Consider the following 23,027-nt stretch of genomic DNA (forward strand, 5'->3'; position numbering starts at 1 on the left):
TTGCGATACAATGGTAGAGGAAACTGTCAAACTAGTTCGATAAAGGAGCTGACATTTTGTATACTGATTATCATAATCATCTTGAGAAAGGGACACTCACACTAGATTATTTATCACAGTTTGTTGAGGAAGCTAAACGGAAAAATGTTAACCACTTTGGTATCTCTGAACATGCCTATCATTTCTATGAGACAGAGAATATTTTAAGTAATCCATGGGTGAACCAGCGGAGATGGTATAATATGGGTGAATATGTTGATCTCTTTAAACAAGCGGAGAAACATGGCATGGACGTTAAAATGTCAATTGAAATGGATTATACACCAGGTAAACACGCTGAAATGAGAGACTTTATATCCAATTACAAGTTCGATTACGTTATTGGTTCAATCCATTGGGTAGAAGACTTTGGCATTGATTTAGCTGAATATCGTCATTTGTGGGACGAGAGGGATACTCTAACGGTTTATCGAAAGTATTTTGATCAAGTTGTTACACTTGCCGAATCAAATTTATTCGACATCGTTGGGCACCTGGATCTTGTCAAAATTTTTAAGTATAAGCCTGACAATCGAGATTTTCTTCTAGAACAGTATGATCGCGCAACAAATGCTTTGTCTAATTCAAAGACATGTGTAGAAATAAGTACAGCAGGGTTGCGGAAACCAGTAGGTGAGTTATATCCTGACCCAGATCTTCTTAAAATGTGTTATGAAAAAGACATTCCCATTGTTCTCTCTTCAGACGCTCATGTTCCGCGAGATGTTGGAGCAGATTATGACAAAGCAGTGGATCTTGCGAAATCTGTTGGTTACTCTAAATTAATGACTTTTGAACAAGGGGAGCGTAAATCGATTCCTCTATAGAAAAAAGAACAAGAGATTCTCGCTCTTGTTCTTTTTCATTGCTACACTCCGCCAATTTGTTCAACTTTTACAATATCCTGAACAGATTCAAGCGTTTCTTCGATATTTTTAGGAAGTTCACTATCAAATGAAAGCATCATAATAGCTTCCCCACCAGCTGTTTTTCTTCCAACTTGCATCGTAGCGATATTAATTTCGTGTTCACCTAATACCTTCCCCACATTCCCAATAACCCCTGGTCTGTCATTATGCTGAATATAAAGTAGGTGTCCCTGAGGATGGAAGTCAATATCAAATCCATTTAACTGTGTAATCCGATCACCGTATTCTTTAATATAAGTCCCTTGTAATGAAAAAGTTTCTTTATCACCTTGAACGGTTACTGAAATGAGGTTTGAATACCCGTGAGTTTCAGAGCTATGCTTTTCTCCATACGTTATACCGCGCTCTCTTGCAATGGAAGGAGCATTTACTTCATTAACTGTCGTATCCAATCTTGACTTAAGAAAAGAAGCCATAAGGTTCCTTGTCAAAATAGCTGTATCGAGTTCTGTCAATTTACCAGCGTAGCTTACTTCGACGAGGTTGACTGCTGACTTCATACATTGTGAAAGAATACTTCCCATTTTACGAGTGAGTTCATAATAAGGTTTGATCTTCTCGTACTCTTCCTTCGAAAATCCTGGAAGATTAATAGCATTTCTAATCGGTTTATCTTGTAGGAAGTATAAAACTTCGTCAGCCACTTGAGCAGCAACATTAAGCTGGGCCTCTTTTGTAGAAGCGCCGAGGTGAGGCGTGACGATCACTTGATCGTAGCCAAGAAGTGGGTGGTTATGTTCAGGTGGCTCTGATTCAAATACATCAAGTGCTACACCACCAATATGACCAGAGTCGAGGTAAGGGATTAATGCTTTTTCATCAATAATCCCACCGCGAGCACAGTTAATGAGAAAGACGCCTTTTTTTGTTCTAGCAATCGTTTCTTCATTCAACAAGCCTCGTGTTTTGTCTGTGAGAGGTGTGTGAACGGTGATGATATCAGCAACATCAAGCAAATGATCAAATTCAACGGATTCTACATCGAGCTTTTGAGCTCGATCATTTGTCAAAAATGGATCAAAAACAGCTACATTCATTCCAAACGCTCTTGCTCTTCGTGATAGCTCAGTTCCGATTCTTCCCATACCAACGATTCCGAGTGTTTTACCGTAAAGCTCTGTACCCACATAGTCTTTTCGCATCCACTTTCCGCTCTTTAACGAAGAAGTTCCCTGTGGGATGTTCCGCACTAGTGACGCTATCATTGCGAAAGTATGTTCAGTTGTAGAAATTGTGTTACCGTCAGGTGCGTTAACAACGATTACACCACGTTTAGTTGCAGCATCAAGGTCAATGTTATCAACACCGACTCCTGCTCTAGCTACAATTTTTAAATTTGGCATTTGATTTAGAACTTCGGCTGTAACTTTGGTCGCACTTCTAACTAGTAGTGCCTCATATTGATTTAGTCGATCGCTAAATTCGTTCAGTGAACCAATATCGCATTGAATTGTACTTTCATTCAGTAAGGGTTGCAATCCATCTTCTTTAATACCATCTGTAACAAGAACGTAAGCCAATTACTCCACTCCCTTTTTTTCTATCTCTTCTAATTTTTTTGAAAACTTAATACTATACTTTTTATCATGAAAGCACTAAAGTGTCAATTTCAATTAGAATTTAAATGGGACGATTTTTTTAATAGAAAAAGGCTCTTCTCGTATTCATTGTTGCTAGATGAGTGGATTCATTTCCGCTTCAGGATGCTCGCTTTCCGCGGGGTGGGCGGTGAGCCTCCTCGTCGCTTACGCTCCTGTGGGGTCTCACCTGTCCCACTAGTCCCGCAGGAGTCGAGCATCCTTCCGCTCCAATTAGCGAAGTGTGGTTTTTTATATAATTTTTTTTTCAGAGCAACAATCTTTTAGAAAGGAGCCTTTTGAAAAGAGCCTAGAAAAAAACCCCCGGCTAGGTTAACCGGGGATTAAAGGATTACTATTCGAATTTTAGTGCGTCACCGTCGAAAGACTCGTCAGCAATTTTGATTGAGTCAGTAGGGCAACCTTCAAATGCATCCATCATATCTTCATGAAGTACTTCAGGAATTTCGACGATACCTTCGTTATCGTCGAGGGTTACAAACGCGATACCTTCATCGTCATAGTCATAAATGTCTGGTGCAGCAGCGCCACAAGCGCCACAAGCAATACATGTGTCTTTATCTACAATAGTATACTTAGCCATGATTTAACCTCCTATTCAATACTTCTATATGCCTTTCATCATTCTTTTATACGTAAATGAAAGTTTTTAATAACTTCATTGTAAAGGTGATTTCTTGACTTTTCAATAGTCAAATACTTTTCTTACTGCCTAATAGGTAGTTACCCGATTTTAATTTAAGTAAACACACCATAAAATTTGATACAATAAGAACAGAGTAAGTGACAGGGTGGTCTGATCATGGAATATTTAAATGGTGTGGTATTATTTGTACTTAATCGTTATAAAGGGGAACGCTCAATATCAGCGGTGTATCACCTACTAAGAGGGAAGAAATCTTCACAAACAATTCAAGATGCCAGACTTTTCGACGTATCGTTTTTGTTTGGAATGCTAAAGCACTTGAACAGAAATCAACTTCAAGACGTAACTGTGAATTTAGTAAATGAAGGATCACTTTTCCAAACAGATCAAGATCGGTATGTGATAACACAAGATGGTAATAGTGCTCTTCAAACATTTGTAAGTACGCATCCATTTCCAATGCATTTGAACGGTTGGAAGTATCATCATTTAGCCGATCAATTCTGGCAGCGCCTTAGTTTATACGTTCAGAGTCTTTCTTATTCTGTTCATAACAATATGAATTTCTATCCCGTCATGAAAGATGAGCTGATTCAAGGTTGGGTTAGAAATCATTTCCCTACTCGTTCAGAGGATCGAGTAAAGATCGCTGCAGAGCTTTATCAAGAAGTGACACATGTCCTTGAAAAACAACCAAATTACCTTGCCACTTTTTTCGTTCATCGTCTTAGTGGAGTTGGAAGGACAGGACTTACTTTACAACAAACTGCTACCGAGTTTAGGATTACTCTTGAAGAAGCTACAATTAAATTTTACGGTGTTATACATGCTTGTCTAACCTTCATTCAAACTAGTTCTGATTATCCGTTGCTAGCATCTTTAGCAGCAGATGAGCATGCTGAAATGCCATTAACGTCATCTACAAGGCAAACATACGAATTGTTAATGAAAGGTTTAACAATGGACCAGATCGTTAACAAGCGACAATTAAAGAAAAGCACGATTGAAGATCATTTAGTAGAAATAGCAATCAATGTACCGGACTTTTCAATTGATCCTTTTGTTACTAGACAAGCACAGCAATCAATTAAGACAGCTAGTCAAGAAACAAAGAGCCAAAGACTGAAAACGGTCAAGGAACATTTAAATCATAAATATCCTTATTTTGAAATTAGATTAACACTATGCAAAGAAGGGGTTCAATGAATCTAGTCAGCATTTTATATAAACACTTTGGTTATCAAAAATTTAGATTAGGTCAGGAAGAAATTATTAAAGATGTGCTGGAGGGTAAAGATGTATTTGCTATGCTACCAACAGGTGCAGGAAAGTCGCTTTGCTATCAAGTGCCAGCTTACGCAGGAGCGTCTCCAGTATTAATTGTTTCCCCACTTGTATCTTTAATGGAAGATCAGGTTCAACAATTGAAAACGCACGGAGAGAAACGGGTCGTTGCTTTAAATAGCTTCCTGGATTTTAATAAGAGAAAGACGATTCTAAGACAATTATCTAGCTATTCTTTCATTTATGCATCACCAGAAATTCTTCAAAATAGAAATGTTCAACGTGCCCTGAGTCAAATCGGCATTCGCTTAATGGTTGTAGATGAAGCTCATTGCGTTTCTCAATGGGGTCATGACTTTAGAACAGATTACTTGAAGCTTGGATTACTTAGAGAACAGTTAGGTTTTCCTCCTTTACTAGCATTAACAGCCACAGCAACTCAAGAAGTTCGTCAAGATATTGTTAAGCAACTACAAATGGTTGACCCAATATTTCATGTTCATACTGTCGATCGACCAAACATTGCAATTAAGTTAGAAAAACACCGTTCACTAGTCGAAAAAGTTAAAGCGTTACATCAATACGCTGGACAGCTTAAAGGACCAGGCATTATTTATTTTTCTAGCAGGAATTGGGCTGACAAAATAGCACGTGAGTTAGAAGAAGCGGGAATAGGAAGCGTAGCTTCGTATCATGCAGGACTTAATCAAGAAGATCGCTTGCTTATACAGCAGCAGTTCTTAAGTGATGAACTCTCGATTGTATGCTCAACTAATGCATTTGGAATGGGGATAAATAAAAGTAATATACGTTATGTAATCCATTTTCATCCTCCTTCTACGATCGAAAGTTATCTGCAGGAAATAGGTCGGGCAGGAAGAGATCAGGAGAAAGCTATTGCAATTCATCTTTATACAGAAGAAGATGAATTTCTGCCTTTATCTTTTATAGACAGTGAGCTTCCAGATCGGACTCAAGTTGCGGATGTGATAAGTCACCTTTCTAACCGTATTGGAGAACGAATAAATGCAAAGCAGTATGAGAGTCAGGAGATGCCAGTTGGTTTACCTGAAACGGCCTGGCGGCTTATCGTCCATAAGTTAGAAGTTCACGGAATCTTAAAGAATGATATTATACAGCCTTTTCAATTCAATAATGCTGTTGAGGTGATTACTTCAGAAGCCGAAGATCGAAGAAAAGAAAAGCTAGTGAAGTGGAAGAGGTTTAAAAGCTGGCTAGAAGACAATCAGTGTAGAAGAAATGGACTGCTTTCTATATTTCGCGAAACACCAGTTAGCGTAGAAGATTGTTGCGATTATTGTGGTTTTTCGTTAGAAAACTATTCTAAAGATGTAAACAAGATGGATCAACATAGGATTCAAATAAGCAATTGGAAGCAAGAGCTGGAAAGGTTACTTGTAGTAAAAAAGGAGGATCGTGGTGAGAAACCGACAGGCTGAAGTTGTAAAAAACCTTTCGGATCGAGAATTGCTCATCAATGTTTATTTAACACAGGGGATCCTTCTTATCCTGTCTGTTGTGATTGGTGTCATTCTATTTTCTGAAGTATGGTTTATAGATGAAATTGTAGAATTTAATTTGGGTAATATGATATTTCTAGGAGGTGGGTTGGCATTATTTGTTGTTCTAATTGATCAACTCCTAATGGTTGTATTGCCTGAAGATAAACTAGATGATGGGGGAATTAACGAGAGGATCTTCTCAAATCTCTCAATACCGCATATATTGTTCCTATCTTTTGTCATTTCATTTAGTGAAGAGCTACTGTTTCGTGGCGTAATCCAAACTCATTTAGGTCTATTCATAGCGAGTGGTTTATTTGCTATTATTCATGTTAGGTATCTAGCTAAGCCAGTGTTATTTACAGTAGTCATCGGGATTAGCTTTATGCTAGGAATATTATTTGAGTTCACCGATAATGTACTCGTTACGATTACAGCCCATTTTCTAATTGATTCAACAATGGGAATCCTCATCAAACAAAAAGCGCATTCTTGATCACATCATGAAAGGTGAGTTATATGAAGAACGAAAGTCCATTACCATCGAGGAAAGATTATCATCGCAATAAAGAAAACAAAAAAAAGAGAGCTAGTAGTAGCAAAAAGGAAACCGAGTTACCTTCGCTTACCCTAATACGTGTTCTAGCTCTGCTTTTTATTGGAATGGTTTCAATATTCCTTCTCTATTCGTACTTCGCTTAAAATTTATCTAGATCAGGTATTTCCCCAGTATTATCTGATGACAGAGAAGCATAGACTAGTCTCAGTAAAGGGGGGAGCGAAGTGGATGTATTCAAACAGTGGAATCTTCCGCAGCCTCAATCTAACGTAACAATCGTATTGCTGCAAGAATTAGTGGAAAGGAAAAATGATGAAAAACACTTTAAAGCGAAGTCTCTTTTCTATGGATATGTTCTAACGTTTTTGATTCTAATCATTGGAGCGATCTTTTTGTACGAGCTTGAGAGGAGTACGGCGCTTTTTGTACGGTCGGTTTCTCCTACAACTACGCCGTTTCTCTCCGTAACAATTTTAATGAGTATCGCAGCATTTTATCAGTTAAGGAAGTTTAACAAAAAGTGCAAGAAAGCAGAGGATGAATTTGAATCTCTTAGATTAGAGGTATTGGATCGAAGCGACGAACTTTTCGAAGGTCAGATTCAATGGGAGAATAGGGATGATGTTTTTAAATACATGAAAGAAACACACGACGTTAATCTATATTATAAATAGTTGTTAACGTTGCTCAGGACACCCGAAAAACAGATATTGTTCGATTTGAAAACAATTTCCGTTAATTGATAGTTCATCCTCTACAAACATTTCAATTTTGCCAAAAGCTACAGTATCTTTAAGTTTAGGACAGAATACTTCAACGGGCATGCCAAGACGGCGATTAAAATCTAAATCTTCATTTCCCAACAATGATTTTGTTTTCAGTTTATTAATCATTGATCCATCATCTCCGTTTTTTTGGTATCCGTTCCATTCGGTGTGGTTATACTTATATATTACAGTAAATAGACTGAATCTTCAAGAAATTTAAAAGCCCAATTTACGGAAATTCAAGCCTGATTTTTAGTTAATTTTGTTTTTGGAAGGATATTATTCTTGAATTGTGGTATTAATTAAGTGTAGTGATTTTAAAAAGAGGTGATAGTTGTGTATGTACGTAGTGCGATGAAAACTATTCGAGAAACGATTTATGTGAATGATGACACAAAGTTAAGTGAAACCTTAGAGTTGCTGAAAGAGCGTGAGGTTGATGGTGTACCGGTTATTAAAGGAAATAAATATGTAGGAATCGTGACCTTTAATCGTATTTATAAAGCATATTTCAAAAGTGATATTACAGATAAAGAAAAGTTTTTAAATGAAACAAGTGCTGGAGAAATTGCTTACCAAAAAGATGTTACTGTGGATCAAGAAGCAGTATTTGAAACAACACTTTTGCTAGCGAAAAATGCTCCGCTCATTGCAGTTGTTGATGAGAAGCAGGATTTTATTGGAATCATTACAAGATCTGATATTCTAGACCAGTTTCAAAGCGTTTTTGGCATGCGAAAGCCAGGTATTCGAATTGCTTTTGCTTCTTCAGAGACAGAAGGAAGAATCGCAAGGCTTGCTAAAATCGCCAAAAACTTTCATGAGAATATTATTTCGCTTTCTACCTTTGATGAATCAAACCAGAATGTGAGAAGAATAGTCATGAAAATAGAGAAAAAGGAGAACCTTGATCAATTTATTGCTAAGCTAGAACAGAATGGTTTTAAAGTATTAGATATTAAAGAAGTTTAATTGCTTATTACCCATAAAACCTCCTACTCTTACATACGTTAGAGTGGGAGGTTTTGCTGATGATTCGTCTATTTAGGTTACTTGGAGTCTTTTGCTTTCTATATCTTGCAGAAAGTAACTTAAGTTTAAATAGCATAACGTTTACAGACATGATGTTAAACAGTGGACAATACGGATTAGGAGCTGTTTGTTTCTTGGTAGGTTTTCTGTTAGTTGCAAGAATTATCAGGGAACACGTTGAAGGTATTGTATCGTGGTCTTTTCAAAATAATGTTCATCTTAGAATTTTCATAATTGAGGTTACTTTACTAACTGGAGTATACTGGATATTGTTCCAAACTAATAAATGGTTATCTCTTGCGTCTCTCGTAATGGCAATTATATATGGAGGCCTATCTGCTGACATAAGTGCTGCGAAAGCGATGAAAAGATTCAGAAGGAGCAATGAAACATGATTTATATTATCGGATTGGTTGTAGCTGGTCTTTTGTTATTAAGCTACATGTGGGTTGAAGCACACCTCAACAGAATTGTTACACAAGAACTTGAAATAAAGGATTTGCCGGAGAGTTTTGAGTCCTATCGAATCTTTTTTATATCAGATTTGCATAACAGATTAATCTCTAACAAAATTCTAAGTAAGGTTAAAAATAACGTAGATGTGGTGGTAATAGGTGGAGACGTGATGGAGAAGGGAGTTTCATTTGAGAAAGTAAATGAAAATCTGAAGCAGTTAAGTAACCTTGCGCCATGCTATTTTGTTTGGGGCAATAATGATTATGAAGAGAATCCGAAAAAACTTGAAAAAATACTACAAGGTCATCACATAACTATTCTGAAAAACGGCGCTGTTAAAATTACAAAAGCCAATGAATCAATTAATTTACTAGGAATTGATGACTTATCTACAGAGAATGCTTCACTTGAGCAAGCCTTAGATTCAGCACGAGAACAAACTAAAATACTTATTAGTCATAATCCTGATATTCAATACGATCTTCCAGTGAGTAACGAGATTCAACTAATTCTTTCAGGCCACACTCATGGAGGTCAAATTCGTTTGTTCGGTTGGGGTCTACGAGAAAAAGGTGGCACAAAGGAAGTAAATGGAACGAAAGTAGTAATTAGTAACGGTTATGGTACAACAACGCTACCGTTAAGGCTAATGGCACCTGCTGAATCACATATTTTTATATTAAAAAGGAAATAAATACAATTGTTTTCACTAACTGCTTATACAAAGTTTACACAAACGTCATTCACCCTTTATACTAGGTGTGATAAAGGCAATACTAGAGGGGAAGATGACTATGTCTGAAGGTAAATATAATATTAAAGCGGTCTCGAAAAAACTAGGTATTCAACCGGGGACCTTAAGGGCATGGGAAAGGCGTTACAATATTATTTCTCCTATTCGTAATGAAGCCGGTCATCGTCTCTATTCAGAAGAACATATGTCTATCTTGAAGTGGCTTGTTCAAAAAACGGAACAGGGGTTTACGATAAGTCAGGCTGTTGAGTTGCTTGAAAGTGGCGAGGCATCGGCTGATTCACGAAGTATAGATATGAGTATGGGGCAAGATCGAGCAAATATGCTCGCTGACGAAATTCTTGAAGCACTTCTAGCTTTCGATGAAAATAAAGCACAGGATTTGTTAAACCAGGCTTTCTCCATCTTTAGCATCGATAAAGTAGTTCACGATATTCTTGCCAAGCTTCTCGTTAGAGTGGGGGATTTATGGGAAGAAGAAAAGATTACGATTGCTCATGAGCATTTTACTAGTGCGTTTTTACGCTCAAGAATAGGAATGATTTTTCATACGCTTCCTGTAGACGGTTATCTCCCAAAAGTTATGACGGTTTGTTCGCCGGGGGAGTATCATGAATTAGGACTCTTAATCTTTACTCTTTATTTAAGAAGAAAGGGATTTGAAGTTATTTACTTAGGTTCAAGTATTCCTGAAACGGATATAGAAGTAGTTGTAGAAGATACAGATCCTAAGATTCTATTTCTATCCTGTACGCTTATGAAAAATCTACCTAGGTGCCTGGACTTTGTTGATACATTAGACAACAAATTTCCTGAGTTAACAGTCGGTATTGGTGGACCGGCTATTGCACAAGTTGATAATGAAAAAAGACAAGCTTATGAATCTTTTTGTGTAGGAAATGTAAGGGATGAATGGGAAATTTGGATTAAAGATAAGCTACAGAAATTAACCTTTTAAAGGACAAGTGTCCTGACTTGTCTAGTCTTCCCTAATCGGTGTAAACTAGAACAATAATGTCAACCAAGAACCAACTCTGCATAATCACATATAGTATGAATAAAGGATTTGTGGGTGACAGACGGTAGGGGGGAATTAGATGCGTCTTGAACGTTTAACATACGATAAAATAAAGATCTTTCTAACTTATGACGACTTAAACGAACGGGGAATTACGAAAGAAGAGCTCTGGCAGGACGTACCAAAAGTTCACAGGCTTTTTCGAGAAATGATTATGGAAGCTGATGACGAGCTTGGTTTTAAAGTGGATGGTCCTATCGCTGTAGAGGTATTCTCGCTACCTGCACAGGGAATGGTGGTCATTGTGACGAAAGGCTCAAATGAAAACGACTTTGAAGACGACTACAGTGATGATTATATCGAAATGCAAGTTACTCTTGATGAAAGCGATGAAGTGTTCTATGAATTTGCTTCATTAGAGGATGTCATTGGGCTATCTAAAATGTTAATCAATGTAGGAATATATGGAGGTACACTCTATTCGTTCCTAAATCATTTCTACTTGAAGTTTGATGAAGAAGAATTTGCAGAGTATGAATTAGATTCTCTCATTGCACTTCTTGCTGAATATGGAAATCCATCTACAATCACAAGCTATAGAGTAATTGAATATGGAAAAACGTTAATGGACTCTACTGCAATTGAGCAGTTGAATAAGTATTTTAAATAAAAAACCTCCCAATTGGGAGGTTTTGTTCGTTATGTGAGAAGCGGACCGGAGTTATATTGTGGGTGCTGCCATGCGCAAATAAAGTATTCTTTATTATTAAACTTCATAAATGCTGAATCTTGTTTAATCGTAGGAAAAACACGTTCGACAGATAAATGCTGTGTTTTGTGTGCGAGCAGCGCTTCTTTCACGACATTCATATGCTCTTGTGAAAATGATTTAACCAACGAAATGGCCTCGTCAGGATCAGAAAAGGCAGGATTCCCCGTTTCACTTGCTACTGATTGCGGAAAAGTAGCATAATATAGTTCTTTCACTTCTGAAGATGTTTCTTGCACAGCTTGTAGCGTAGCCTGTTGTATTGCTTTGTGGTCAGGATGCCCCGATAAACCATGTGGCGGGAAGGTTACAACTACATCGGGTTTTACAACCTGAAGTTGTTTAAGTACTCTATTTTTTAATACACCTGAAGGAAGATCGCTTAATTTACCATCTTGAAAGTCATCAATAATGAGATCGTCAATTCGTAGTAACCTAGAAGCTTCCTCTAACTCTCTTCTTCGGAAAGTTGCAAGGTCTTCTCGAGTACAAAGAGGTGGTTCACCACATTTTCCCGCATCTCCAGGAGTAGCGCTGTATAGAATGGTTTTCGTATCGGTTTGTTGTGCTAACTCTAAAATTGTTCCACCTGAAGTAAACGTTTCGTCATCTGGGTGGGCAAATACAAACATAATGGTTCTTGACATAGAACATTTCCTTTCATTGTAAGACTAGTGCTAGTATATCGAAAGTTGAGCACTTTTTACCAATAATATTGTTTGGAGATAGGTAAAGAGATTACATAGCGAATCAAAAACATGGTATGATTAGAGAAGTTTTGGTAAGTTCCATACCTTTAACAATCGAATATAATGACTTACATAAAAGCAGCCCAGGAGGTATAGATAATGAAAGTAGGAGTACTTTATGGTGGCACATCTGCTGAACGAGAAGTGTCACTATCCAGTGGAAAAGGAATTATGAAAGCACTTAAAGAAAATGGTCATGACGTAATCGGAATAGATTTTCATCCTGAACGATTAACTGAGGTCATGGAATTAGACGTTGATATTGTATTTATTGGCCTCCACGGTAGATTTGGAGAAGATGGACGTATTCAAGGACTTCTTGATATGCTTGAAATTCCATACGTAGGATCAGGTGTCCTTGGATCAGCGGTTGCGATGGATAAAGCGAAAAGTAAAAAGGTATTGAAGGATTCAGGTATTCGATTGGCAAAAGATCTTGTACTGCATAAATCAAATGATAATTATTCTATAGATATGCCATTTGGTTTCCCAGTTGTAGTTAAACCTAACAGTGAAGGATCCACTATTGGCTTAACCATTGCTCAAAATCAAGAAGAGCTTAATAGAGGTATTGAGGAAGCGTTTCGTTTTGACAATACCGTTATACTAGAGGAGTTTATTTCTGGCACAGAGGTGACTGTTGCGGTAATGGGAGAAGAGGGTAACGTCAAATCCCTCCCAGTTGTGGAGATTGTTCCTAAAAATGCATACTATGACTATGAGTCAAAATATGCTGAAGGTGGAAGTGAGCATATTGTACCAGCTCGTATTTCTGAGTCTTATACTGAGATGATTCAGCAACAATCTGTTATGGCTCATGAACTACTTGGATGTGAAACGTATTCAAGGGTAGATTACATCGTTCCTAATGATGGAACAGAACCCGTTTTCCTAGAAGTTAACACGTTGCCGGGTATGACGCCTACTAGTTTATATCCTGATGCGGCGAAGGAAATTGGTTATTCATATGAGCAAATGATTGAACACCTCATTCAACTTGGATTAAAGAAGAAATAAACGTTTGACCTCACAAAACATGTGAGGTCTTGTTTTTAATTAAGTTTATTTATGTGCAATTAGTAAGCGTTTTCATTTTATGCGTAACAAATTGCATAAATGTACCCATAATGCCTTCTCATCGTTTAGCGAAACGTGTATACTATGTTTTGAAAGCAGAGCAACGAGTATCCTATAAACAAATTAAGAAAATATCCAATATTTAAGTGAAAGCTTTTAGAACTGTAAGGCTTTCAATCTAAAAACAACTAAGTAAGTGCACAGTAATGGGAGGTAAATCAATGGTCGACAAAAACGAAACAGATAATGAACAAGGGAAGAAGAACAAACGGAACGTATTAGAGTCGACACAATCGGTCATTCATGAAGCGCTTGATAAATTAGGTTATCCAAGTGAAGTATATGAATTATTGAAAGAGCCAATGAGGTTAATGACTGTCCGTATTCCAATTCGTATGGATGATGGATCTACCAAAATCTTTACTGGTTACCGCGCTCAGCATAATGATTCAGTTGGACCTACTAAGGGTGGGGTACGTTTTCATCCAGATGTAACTGAAACAGAAGTTAAAGCTCTATCAGTGTGGATGAGTTTAAAAGCAGGTATCGTTGATCTTCCTTATGGTGGAGGTAAAGGTGGTATCGTTTGCGATCCGCGTGAAATGTCTTTTAGAGAACTTGAACGATTAAGTCGTGGATATGTAAGAGCAATTAGTCAAATAGTTGGACCTACTAAAGACATTCCAGCTCCAGATGTTTTTACAAATTCTCAAATTATGGCCTGGATGATGGATGAATACAGCCGAATTCGTGAATTCGATTCTCCAGGATTCATCACGGGTAAACCGCTTGTACTAGGAGGTTCCCATGGTAGAGAATCAGCTACTGCAAAAGGGGTTACAATTTGTATCCGTGAAGCAGCTAAGAAGAAGGATATTAAGATAGAAGGCGCTCGTGTTGTTATTCAAGGCTTTGGAAATGCTGGTAGCTTCCTTGCCAAGTTTATGCACGACGCTGGAGCGAAAATCGTAGGTATATCTGATGCATACGGAGCCCTTCACGATCCTGATGGATTAGATATCGATTATTTATTGGATCGTCGTGATAGCTTCGGAACGGTAACGAAACTATTCAAAGAAACAATCACTAACCAAGAACTTCTAGAGTTAGATTGTGATATTCTCGTTCCAGCCGCTATTGAAAACCAGATCACAGAAGAGAACGCCCATCAAATTAAAGCGAGTATTGTTGTGGAAGCGGCTAATGGACCAACAACAATTGAAGCTACAAAAATTTTAACAGAACGTGGAATCCTTCTTGTACCAGACGTACTTGCAAGCTCTGGAGGAGTGACAGTATCATACTTCGAATGGGTTCAAAACAATCAAGGTTACTACTGGACAGAAGAAGAAGTAGAAGCCAAGCTTGAAAAAGTGATGGTTAACGCATTTAATTCCATTTATCGTACGTCAGAAACTCGTCGTGTTGATATGAGACTTTCTGCTTATATGGTTGGCGTTCGTAAAATGGCAGAAGCATCTCGATTTAGAGGTTGGATATAAATAGTTGCTAAACCGATGAAAATTCCCTATCATTCAGGTAGGGAATTTTTCTATTAGTATGCGTACAATAAAATTAGAAATTGTAGTTTTTATGGATAGGTTCGGGAGTGAGTAAAATGATAAAAGAACAAGTGATTATTATCGGTGCTGGCCCTTGTGGTATGTCAGCAGCCATTGAATTAATGAATGAGGGGTATGACCCGTTATTAATTGAAAAAGGCAATATAGTAAATGCCATTTATCATTACCCAACGCATCAAACATTTTTTAGTTCGAGTGAAAAGCTTGAAATAGGTGATGTGCCTTTCATTATTGAAGAGCGGAAGCCAAAACGAAATCAAGCACTAGCCTATTACAGAGATGTAGCGAAACGCAAGGATCTTCGTATTCATCCATTTGAAAAGGCTTATCAAATAAAAAAAGAAGATGATGGATTTGTGATTCATACAGAGAAAATGCACGAATCCAAAAATGTAACGTATCATGCAGAGCGTCTCATTATTGCAACAGGGTACTACGATAGCCCTAACTATATGGGTGTACCAGGAGAAGATCTTGATAAAGTTCTCCATTATTTTAAAGAACCTCATCCTTACTTTGATCAGGATATTGCGGTCATTGGCGGAAAGAATTCTGCAGTGGATGCTGCATTAGAGCTTGAGAAGGCTGGAGCAAGAGTTACCGTTTTGTATAGGGGAGCCGACTACTCTAAAAGTGTCAAACCTTGGATTCTTCCTGAATTTGAAGCGCTTGTTAGAAATAAGAAAGTGGAAATGGAATTTAATGCGAGCCTAATTGAAGTACGTGAGAAGGAAATAGAGTATGAAGTAGATGGTGAGAAAAAAACGATTACAAATGATTTTGTATTTGCAATGACTGGATATCATCCGGATCATTCCTTCCTTACAGAAATTGGTATTGAAATTGATGAAAAAAGTGGACGCCCTACTTTTGATGATGTAACTATGGAAACGAATGTAGAGGATTGCTACATTGCAGGTGTGATAGCAGCTGGTAACAATGCAAATGAAATCTTTATCGAAAACGGTCGACTACATGGATCAATGATTGCACGTGCTATTATTAATAAAGCAAAAAAACCTACCGAGTAAGGTAGGTTTTTCTCGTTCATAAAAAATATCAAGTCGATTTACCGCAGAAATAGTTTGTGCAAGTCTTCGGGATTTTCTGTAGCCTCTAGTGTAACAAGTAACTTCAATCGAGCTTTCTGCCCATTTAATCCGTTTGAGAAAATGATCCCGTTGTCTTTTAACATCTTGCCTCCGCCTTCATACCCGTAGACATCTTGAACAATGCCGTTAAAACAGCGAGAAACCATTACGATAGCGATTCCTTTCTTCCTTAGGTGCTTTATCCCTTCCATCATCTCAGGTGGCAGGTTGCCCTGTCCAAGCGCTTCTACAACAATGCCGTCGATCTCTAGGTTACCGGCAGCAAAAAGTAGTTGAGAGTCCATTCCAGCATAAGCTTTAAGTAGCATCACGTTTTTTGTTAATCCTGAAATATGATAACGATCTCGATTTGTTAACGTGTGATGAAAGAAGACACGCTGCTTCGTAACAATTCCAATGGGACCATATTGAGGGCTTTGAAAGGTAGATACGTTGCTTGTATGGGTTTTTGTTACGTTCTTTGCTGTATGTATTTCATCATTTAACACAACAAGAACACCTTTGCCTTTCGCTTCGTCACAGCAGGCCACTTTAATTGAAGATATGAGGTTATAAGGGCCGTCTGAACCTAGTTCATTACTAGATCTCATCGCGCCCGTTACAACAACAGGTAAGTCAGTCTGTAGAACAAGATCAAGTAAATAGGCTGTTTCTTCGAGCGTGTCAGTACCGTGTGATATCACAACTCCACTTATGTGCTCTTGTCTGATTCTAGTTTCGATTCTCTCAGCTATTTTAAACATGATATCAGGGGTCATATGTGGTGATGGAATGTTGAGGAAATCGTCAATCATCACATCTACACCGCTTAATAAGTTTTCGAGAGTTGCATTTAGAGGATTTTCTTTTCCAGGTGCTACTGCACCGGACTCCTTATTCTCCTCCATAGCAATGGTTCCTCCCGTATGTATAATCAATATTTTACTCATCGGGCCACCTCTTCATATTCCTAATAATTGTATCCATAAATAAAGTAACATGTTACGATTATAAAAGTATAGTTACAAATGAGTCAGTCTTTTCAATTACGTGCAGATAGAAAAGAGGAAAGCCTATGTTAGCCGCAATAACTGCTGGAATAGCACCGGGCATTGCGCTTCTTTGTTTTTTCTACCTCAAACAGCATCAGTATGGAACTGAGCCAATTAAACCAGTTGTACGAAGCTTTGTATTTGGGGCGATGCTAGTATTCCCAGTAATGGTGATCCAACATGGATTTAAGGTAGAGGATGTATTACAGTCTCCATTTAGTCAGGCATACCTAATGTCCGGTTTGTTAGAAGAGTTTCTAAAGTGGTTTATATTCTATTTTACAGTGTACATTCATATAGAATTTAATGATTTCTATGATGGAATTATTTATGGAGTGGCGATTTCACTAGGTTTTGCTTCCGTTGAAAATGTGTTCTATCTATTCGCTTATGGTATTCAAGAAGCGTGGTGGAGAGCTCTTCTTCCTGTATCAAGTCATGCCTTGTTTGGGTTAATGATGGGTTCGTATCTCGGTAGAGGAAAGTTCTCACTGCAAAACAAAATAGGAAAGTGGATTTCACTTTCACTATTAGTTCCATTCTTGTTTCATGGAACCTATAATTATCTCGTACTCCAGGTTAATAGCAATACAATTTATTTAATGATTCCTTTTATGCTCATACTTTGGTTTGTCGGACTAAGAAAAATGAAGGTAGCTGATTTGAACCAAACTGAGTTTCTGCAATCAAAAGATATGAGAATGTTATAGAGATTAAACAAAAAAGATGCCGCATATGGCATCTTTTTTTTGTTTTTAAATTAAAGCTATGTTAATTAACAGTGTTAATTTTTGGCTCATTCGAGTGAAACCAAGGTTTCACTCGAATGAGCCAAAAATCGAGAAATCAACAATAAGAGCTAATATTGTCTAAAGTAAAGAAAAGAAAACTTAAGTTGATTGTTGTATAAAATGATAGCTGCTACAAAAACTACATATATGAAAATTGAATGATCAGGAGGTCCTCATCATGAGAAAGGTAGTTCGTATCTTGAAAATCCCTCTGATAGTCGGTCTACTATGTATCCCGCTTATCACGGTACTAGATACAGGTAATAATGTTGATGCGTTTTCTAATCAAATTATTCAAAAAGGAGCAACAGGAACAGATGTCATCGAACTGCAAGCTAGACTAAAGAATATTGGTTTCTATACTGGCGCTATTGATGGTGTGTTTGGTTGGGGAACGTATTGGGCAGTTCGTAATTTTCAATATGAGTTTGGGATGAAGGTAGATGGACTTGTAGGACCCGACATGAAGGCGAAGTTAAATAAGTCTACTAGCTATAATCCGTCTTCTCAGCAACAGTCGAATAAGGGCCAAAGTCCTAATGCAGCTCAATCTTCTGGAAATAAGTCTAAAGGCCCAAACACGAACGCTCAAGGCAAAAACACTCCTTCAGGATATTCTCAAAATGATATTAAACTTATTGCGAATGCAGTATATGGTGAAGCGAGAGGTGAGCCATATGAAGGGCAAGTTGCAGTTGCGGCTGTCATTCTTAATCGCGTTCAAAGTTCTTCTTTTCCAAACACAGTTTCGGGTGTGATTTTTGAACCTAGAGCTTTTACTGCTGTTTCAGATGGACAAATATGGCTAACTCCCGATGAACGAGCGAAAGAGGCTGTTATCGATGCGATTAATGGTTGGGACCCAACTGGAGAGGCGTTGTACTATTTTAATCCTAATACAGCTACTTCAGGGTGGATATGGACAAGACCGCAAATAAAACAAATTGGTAAACATATATTCTGTGAATAATGGAGGTGGTTAGACATGATTCGTTCGATACTTATTGGAGCATTAGCGATCGGTGTTGTGGGGACAAGCTACTGGGGATATAAGGAGCATCAAGAGAAGAATGCAGTGTTAATTAACGCCGAGAATACGTACCAACGTGCATTCCACGATTTGAACTTTCATATGGATGCTCTAGAGGAGAAAATTGGGTCAACTCTAGCGATGAACTCTAGAAGCAGTTTATCCCCAGCGCTAGCAGAAGTGTGGCGTTTAACTTCGGAAGCACAAAATGACGTTGGTCAGCTCCCTTTAACATTAATGCCCTTTAACAAAACAGAAGAGTTTCTATCCAACATTGGGTCATTTAGTTACCGAGTGGCCGTAAGAGATCTTGACGAGAAACCTCTCTCAGAGGACGAGTATGAGACACTAAAAAAACTTCATAATCATTCAAATGATGTTAAGAATGAGCTTAGAAAGGTTCAAGCAATGGTCATCGATCACAATTTAAGATGGATGGATGTGGAACTAGCACTTGCATCAGAGTCTGAGCCACAAGACAACACCATCATAGATGGTTTTAAAACCGTAGACAAACAAGTAGAAGGTTATAGTGAAGTAAATTGGGGACCTGAAGTAAATCAATTGAATGAAAAAAAGCAGAATTTATCTAAGAATATTGAAGGTGAAGAACTTAGTGAAAAAGAAGCAAAGCAGCATGTGCTTGATTTTCTTGATATTGATAAAAATGCGTCAATAGATATTACAACGACTGGTAAAGACTCGAAATACCAGGCCTATAGCCTTTCCATAGAAAATCCAGAAAACAAATCTAGTGTTAATTTAGATGTAACCAAAAAAGGGGCAAAGCCTATTTGGATTCTAATGGATAGGAAAATAGGTAAACAAAAACTAAGTTTGAATGAAGCAGCAAACAAAGCTACTAATTTCTTGAAGGAACATGATATTACGAATATGGAAATATCAGAAAGCAGTCAATATGAAAGGATGGGGGTTTTTACTTTCGTATACCAACAGGGGGATGTAACGATCTATCCTGATGCAGTTCATATTAAAGTAGCACTTGATAATGGCGATATAACAGGGTATGAATCAATCGAATATTTGACTAACCATCATGAAAGGAAGGTTACTGAACCGACAATCTCCCGTAATGAGGCGCTAGAGCAAGTCAATCCGAATGTTCAGATTATGGAAGAAGGACTTGGAGTTATCAAAAATGATCTTGGAGAAGAAGTATTATGTTATGAATTTATGGGTACGATTGAAAATGAAACCTATCGAATATTCGTCAACGCAGATACTGGTCGGGAAGAACGTGTGGAGAAAATGGATGGTACTGAAATGAATTACGATACGATGTAAGAGGGAGGACCTGAGATGGACAAAGTTGAAAAGTTGATAATCAAGTTAATTATGATTCAATTTATCTTTTTGCTCATTTCACAGGTACTGCTCACTCAAGATGAATTTAGAATTTATCTTAGCAAAGCACTTTATTATGAAGGTGTAGTAAAAGGACTGCCACCAGGCACTACACGCCAATAGTCAATAGACCGAAAATAGGTCTTGTGTTATGATAAATATGACCTTTTGGGTTTACAAAGAAAGCAGGAATCCCTGCTTTTTTTGTACGTTAATTTGTAATTTTACATTTAAATAACGATTGATGAATGGAATGTGGGGGCAAGATTTACATGAAAAAGAGAATTAATATAGCAATAGACGGACCTGCAGGAGCTGGCAAAAGTACAGTAGCTAGACAAGTAGCGGATTACCTTTCTTTTCTTTATATTGATACGGGTGCAATGTACCGTGCATTAACCTATAAAGCAATCGAAAGAGAAATAGATCTTGAGAATGGTCCATTACTTAAAGAACTTTTGAATGAGACAATTATCGATCTTAAAGTTGGAGAAGAAGAACAGCATGTATTCCTTGACAATAAGGATGTTACAACAGATATTCGTTCATATAATGTAACGAATAATGTTTCGTTCGTTGCAAGACAGAGCGAAGTGAGAGAAGAAATGGTTAAACGTCAGAAGGTGTTAGCTGACAAAGGCGGAGTAGTAATGGATGGACGAGATATTGGTACACACGTTCTACCAAATTCAGAACTAAAGGTATTTCTAATTGCTTCAGTTGAGGAAAGAGCATCACGTCGCTATAAAGAGCTGATTGATAAGGGAATTGAAGCAGATTATAACACAATCAAGGATGAAATAGCATTAAGAGATAAGCGCGACACTGAGCGAGAAGTAGCCCCACTTGTGAAAGCGGACGATGCAAGTGAAATTGACACAACGTCGATGACGATTTCTGAAGTAGTGGATTGTATTCTACAATTAGCGAAAGAAAGGTCTTGATCAAGTGAGTTTATATAGAGTGGGGAAAGGCTTGTTCCGCGTATACTTCAAGCTTTTCAATAAAGTAACAGTTGAAGGTGAAGAGAATTTCCCTAAAGGTAAAGGGATACTTCTCTGCTCAAATCATATTAATAACCTTGACCCTCCTTTAGTTGGAGCAATGTGCCCGAGGGATGTTCGGTTTATGGCGAAGTCAGAGCTATTTACTATACCTGTACTTGGTAAATTAATTTATAAAGTAGGTGCATTCCCTGTCAAAAGGGGAATGAGTGATAAACAGGCATTAAGAAGTGGTATGAAAATTTTGAAAGATGGCGGCGTGGTAGGGCTTTTTCCTGAAGGAACTAGAAGTAAGAATGGTGAACTTGGAGAAGGACTCTCGGGAGCTGGATTTTTTGCGCTTCGACCCGAAGTCACTGTTGTACCGTGTGCTATTCAAGGTTCGTATAAGCCATTTGGTCGCTTGAAGATCGTTTATGGTAAGCCTGTTGATTTATCTCCGCTTCGCGAAGAGCAAGGAGCCGCTAAAAAAGCAACCCAGGCTATTATGCAAGAAATTCAAGAACTTATCGAAAAACATCATAAATAATTCAATATTGTTAAAAAATTTAAACAAATGCGTCAAGATACTTGACAAATCCGTCAATTTTAGTGAAAGTTAGAGGAAAGGGTGCTTAACTTTTCAATAAATTTCTTTCGCAACCAGTGGAAGACTTTTATAAATCATATCGAAAAGTTTTATTTCTTTTGGATTGAAGGAGGAGTTTGTCAATGGGTGAAGAGATGAATCAGGAAATGACTGAGTTCAAATCATTCGAAATTGGAGATGTGGTGACTGGTAAGGTCTCTAAAGTCGAAGAAAAACATGCATCTGTAGATGTAGGTTTTAAAATTGATGGAGTGCTGCCAATCAGCGAGCTGTCAAGCCTTCACGTCGAAAAAGTCAGCGACGTGCTCTCAGAAGGTGATGAAATAGAAGTTAAAGTAATCAAAGTATCTGAAGATGAGCTAGTGCTTTCTAAGAAAGCTGTTGAGGCTGACAAAGCATGGGACGCTTTGCAAGAGAAATATGAGAATTCAGTAGCATTTGATGTTGAGATTGCAGACGTAGTTAAGGGCGGCTTGGTAGTTGACCTTGGTGTGCGTGGATTTATTCCAGCATCTCTTGTTGAGAGACATTATGTGGAAGATTTCTCAGATTACAAAGGCAAAAACCTTAGCGTCAAAATTGTTGAATTTGATCCAGAAAAAGCGAAAGTAATTCTTTCACATCGTGCAGTACTTGAGCAAGAAGCGGATCATAAGAAGCAGGAGACACTTGCATCTCTTCAAGCAGGACAGGTTGTTGAAGGTACTGTTCAGCGATTGACAGACTTTGGTGCTTTTGTTGACATCGGTGGAGTAGATGGACTTGTTCACATCTCTCAGATGGCTCATCATCGCGTCGAAACACCATCTGAAGTTGTTTCAGAAGGACAGCAGGTAAATGTCAAAATTTTATCGGTTGACCGTGACAACGAACGAATTTCATTATCCATCAAAGAAACACTACCGGGTCCGTGGGAAGAAGTGAAAGGCAGTCTTAATACAGGCGATGAGATTGAAGGTACCGTAAAGCGTCTCGTAAGCTTTGGTGCTTTCGTAGAAGTTGCTCCTGGCGTTGAGGGTCTTGTTCATATTTCTGAAATATCGAACAAACATATCGGTACACCTCAGGAAGTTCTTTCTGAAGGCGAAACCGTTCGTGTGAAAGTCCTTGATGTTAATCTTGATGAAAAACGGATTTCATTGAGCATTAAAGTACTTGAAACTGAGCAAGTTTCAAATGAAGTTGAAGAATATCAAAAAGAAAGCGATGGAAACTCACCATTCTCGCTAGGTGATATGATCGGTGATCAACTTAAAAAGTACAAATAACAAGAAGCTTTCTGCCGCCGGCAGAAAGCTTTTTTTATATGTCACGAAATAAAC

25 protein-coding genes are annotated in these 23,027 nt (G+C 37.9%); 20 read left to right on the forward strand and 5 right to left on the reverse strand.

Going from position 1 to position 23,027, the window contains the following annotated elements:
- The first annotated feature begins 56 nt into the window (after positions 1-56).
- On the forward strand, positions 57-866 hold the full coding sequence (locus AB986_RS01960; protein WP_048309197.1) for a histidinol-phosphatase: 810 nt from the start codon (positions 57-59) through the stop codon (positions 864-866).
- A 41-nt stretch (positions 867-907) separates the two neighbouring features.
- Here AB986_RS01960 and serA read toward each other — a convergent pair whose 3' ends face one another.
- Together serA and AB986_RS01970 are read right to left on the reverse strand one after the other, a co-directional pair.
- Entirely contained in the window at positions 908-2,488 is a 1,581-nt protein-coding gene (serA, locus tag AB986_RS01965) for a phosphoglycerate dehydrogenase (RefSeq protein ID WP_048309198.1), read from the reverse strand.
- A 412-nt stretch (positions 2,489-2,900) separates the two neighbouring features.
- Positions 2,901-3,149 carry a ferredoxin gene (locus AB986_RS01970; protein ID WP_048309199.1) on the reverse strand — a complete coding sequence of 83 codons (249 nt, stop codon included), beginning with the start codon at positions 3,147-3,149 and terminating at the stop codon, positions 2,901-2,903.
- A gap of 219 nt (positions 3,150-3,368) precedes the next feature.
- Between AB986_RS01970 and AB986_RS01975 the strand changes: the two genes are divergently transcribed.
- The 4 genes from AB986_RS01975 to AB986_RS01995 all read left to right on the forward strand — a co-directional run bounded on the left by AB986_RS01975 (position 3,369) and on the right by AB986_RS01995 (position 7,252).
- The gene (locus AB986_RS01975) at positions 3,369-4,418 is read left to right on the forward strand and encodes a YpbB family protein (protein WP_048309200.1); all 1,050 of its coding nucleotides are present in this window, start codon (positions 3,369-3,371) and stop codon (positions 4,416-4,418) included.
- Positions 4,415-5,956, forward strand: coding sequence for a RecQ family ATP-dependent DNA helicase (locus AB986_RS01980; RefSeq protein WP_048309201.1), 1,542 nt, complete (start codon positions 4,415-4,417; stop codon positions 5,954-5,956). Before AB986_RS01975 ends, AB986_RS01980 begins: the two co-directional genes overlap by 4 nt.
- Complete coding sequence (locus AB986_RS01985; protein ID WP_048309202.1) at positions 5,937-6,515, forward strand: CPBP family intramembrane glutamic endopeptidase; 579 nt, start codon at positions 5,937-5,939, stop codon at positions 6,513-6,515. Before AB986_RS01980 ends, AB986_RS01985 begins: the two co-directional genes overlap by 20 nt.
- 287 nt (positions 6,516-6,802) lie before the next feature.
- Positions 6,803-7,252, forward strand: a complete 450-nt coding sequence (locus tag AB986_RS01995; protein WP_048309204.1) for a DUF2663 family protein — start codon at positions 6,803-6,805, stop codon at positions 7,250-7,252.
- Between the two features lie 3 nt (positions 7,253-7,255).
- Here AB986_RS01995 and AB986_RS02000 read toward each other — a convergent pair whose 3' ends face one another.
- The gene (locus tag AB986_RS02000) at positions 7,256-7,471 is read right to left on the reverse strand and encodes a hypothetical protein (protein ID WP_048309205.1); all 216 of its coding nucleotides are present in this window, start codon (positions 7,469-7,471) and stop codon (positions 7,256-7,258) included.
- A gap of 210 nt (positions 7,472-7,681) precedes the next feature.
- On the opposite strand from AB986_RS02000, the gene AB986_RS02005 reads away from it, so the two are divergent.
- From AB986_RS02005 to AB986_RS02025, 5 genes are all read left to right on the forward strand, one after another.
- Complete coding sequence (locus tag AB986_RS02005; RefSeq protein WP_048309206.1) at positions 7,682-8,317, forward strand: CBS domain-containing protein; 636 nt, start codon at positions 7,682-7,684, stop codon at positions 8,315-8,317.
- Positions 8,318-8,376: 59 nt separating this feature from the next.
- Positions 8,377-8,772, forward strand: coding sequence for a hypothetical protein (locus AB986_RS02010; protein WP_048309207.1), 396 nt, complete (start codon positions 8,377-8,379; stop codon positions 8,770-8,772).
- Positions 8,769-9,527, forward strand: a complete 759-nt coding sequence (locus tag AB986_RS02015; protein WP_048309208.1) for a metallophosphoesterase — start codon at positions 8,769-8,771, stop codon at positions 9,525-9,527. The genes AB986_RS02010 and AB986_RS02015 overlap by 4 nt, the downstream gene beginning before the upstream one ends.
- Positions 9,528-9,621: 94 nt before the next feature.
- The gene (locus tag AB986_RS02020; RefSeq protein ID WP_048309209.1) at positions 9,622-10,545 is read left to right on the forward strand and encodes a MerR family transcriptional regulator; all 924 of its coding nucleotides are present in this window, start codon (positions 9,622-9,624) and stop codon (positions 10,543-10,545) included.
- A 139-nt stretch (positions 10,546-10,684) separates the two neighbouring features.
- Complete coding sequence (locus tag AB986_RS02025) at positions 10,685-11,275, forward strand: genetic competence negative regulator (protein ID WP_048309210.1); 591 nt, start codon at positions 10,685-10,687, stop codon at positions 11,273-11,275.
- A 29-nt stretch (positions 11,276-11,304) separates the two neighbouring features.
- Here AB986_RS02025 and AB986_RS02030 read toward each other — a convergent pair whose 3' ends face one another.
- Complete coding sequence (locus AB986_RS02030) at positions 11,305-12,021, reverse strand: PIG-L deacetylase family protein (protein ID WP_048309211.1); 717 nt, start codon at positions 12,019-12,021, stop codon at positions 11,305-11,307.
- Between the two features lie 201 nt (positions 12,022-12,222).
- Between AB986_RS02030 and AB986_RS02035 the strand changes: the two genes are divergently transcribed.
- The 3 genes from AB986_RS02035 to AB986_RS02045 all read left to right on the forward strand — a co-directional run bounded on the left by AB986_RS02035 (position 12,223) and on the right by AB986_RS02045 (position 15,814).
- Positions 12,223-13,140 carry a D-alanine--D-alanine ligase family protein gene (locus AB986_RS02035; RefSeq protein ID WP_048309212.1) on the forward strand — a complete coding sequence of 306 codons (918 nt, stop codon included), beginning with the start codon at positions 12,223-12,225 and terminating at the stop codon, positions 13,138-13,140.
- 281 nt (positions 13,141-13,421) lie between these two features.
- Positions 13,422-14,702, forward strand: coding sequence for a Glu/Leu/Phe/Val family dehydrogenase (locus AB986_RS02040; RefSeq protein ID WP_048309213.1), 1,281 nt, complete (start codon positions 13,422-13,424; stop codon positions 14,700-14,702).
- Between the two features lie 116 nt (positions 14,703-14,818).
- Entirely contained in the window at positions 14,819-15,814 is a 996-nt protein-coding gene (locus AB986_RS02045; RefSeq protein WP_048309214.1) for a YpdA family putative bacillithiol disulfide reductase, read from the forward strand.
- Between the two features lie 38 nt (positions 15,815-15,852).
- On the opposite strand, the gene AB986_RS02050 is transcribed toward AB986_RS02045, so the two are convergent.
- The gene (locus AB986_RS02050; RefSeq protein ID WP_048309215.1) at positions 15,853-16,824 is read right to left on the reverse strand and encodes an asparaginase; all 972 of its coding nucleotides are present in this window, start codon (positions 16,822-16,824) and stop codon (positions 15,853-15,855) included.
- A 125-nt stretch (positions 16,825-16,949) separates the two neighbouring features.
- Between AB986_RS02050 and prsW the strand changes: the two genes are divergently transcribed.
- From prsW to rpsA, 7 genes are all read left to right on the forward strand, one after another.
- On the forward strand, positions 16,950-17,636 hold the full coding sequence (gene prsW, locus AB986_RS02055; RefSeq protein WP_048309216.1) for a glutamic-type intramembrane protease PrsW: 687 nt from the start codon (positions 16,950-16,952) through the stop codon (positions 17,634-17,636).
- A gap of 259 nt (positions 17,637-17,895) precedes the next feature.
- A complete protein-coding gene (gene sleB / locus AB986_RS02060; protein ID WP_048309217.1) occupies positions 17,896-18,687 on the forward strand; it encodes a spore cortex-lytic enzyme in 792 nt (263 codons plus the stop codon).
- 15 nt (positions 18,688-18,702) lie between these two features.
- A complete protein-coding gene (gene ypeB / locus AB986_RS02065; protein WP_048309218.1) occupies positions 18,703-20,052 on the forward strand; it encodes a germination protein YpeB in 1,350 nt (449 codons plus the stop codon).
- 15 nt (positions 20,053-20,067) lie between these two features.
- Positions 20,068-20,235, forward strand: coding sequence for a DUF5359 family protein (locus tag AB986_RS22190; protein ID WP_161797315.1), 168 nt, complete (start codon positions 20,068-20,070; stop codon positions 20,233-20,235).
- Between the two features lie 149 nt (positions 20,236-20,384).
- Positions 20,385-21,056, forward strand: a complete 672-nt coding sequence (gene cmk / locus AB986_RS02070; protein ID WP_048309219.1) for a (d)CMP kinase — start codon at positions 20,385-20,387, stop codon at positions 21,054-21,056.
- Between the two features lie 19 nt (positions 21,057-21,075).
- Entirely contained in the window at positions 21,076-21,645 is a 570-nt protein-coding gene (locus AB986_RS02075) for a lysophospholipid acyltransferase family protein (protein WP_048309220.1), read from the forward strand.
- Between the two features lie 182 nt (positions 21,646-21,827).
- Complete coding sequence (gene rpsA, locus AB986_RS02080) at positions 21,828-22,973, forward strand: 30S ribosomal protein S1 (RefSeq protein ID WP_048309221.1); 1,146 nt, start codon at positions 21,828-21,830, stop codon at positions 22,971-22,973.
- Positions 22,974-23,027 lie beyond the last annotated feature (54 nt).

Origin of the sequence: Guptibacillus hwajinpoensis (genome assembly GCF_001039475.1) — a bacterium.
GTDB lineage: Bacteria > Bacillota > Bacilli > Bacillales > Guptibacillaceae > Guptibacillus > Guptibacillus hwajinpoensis.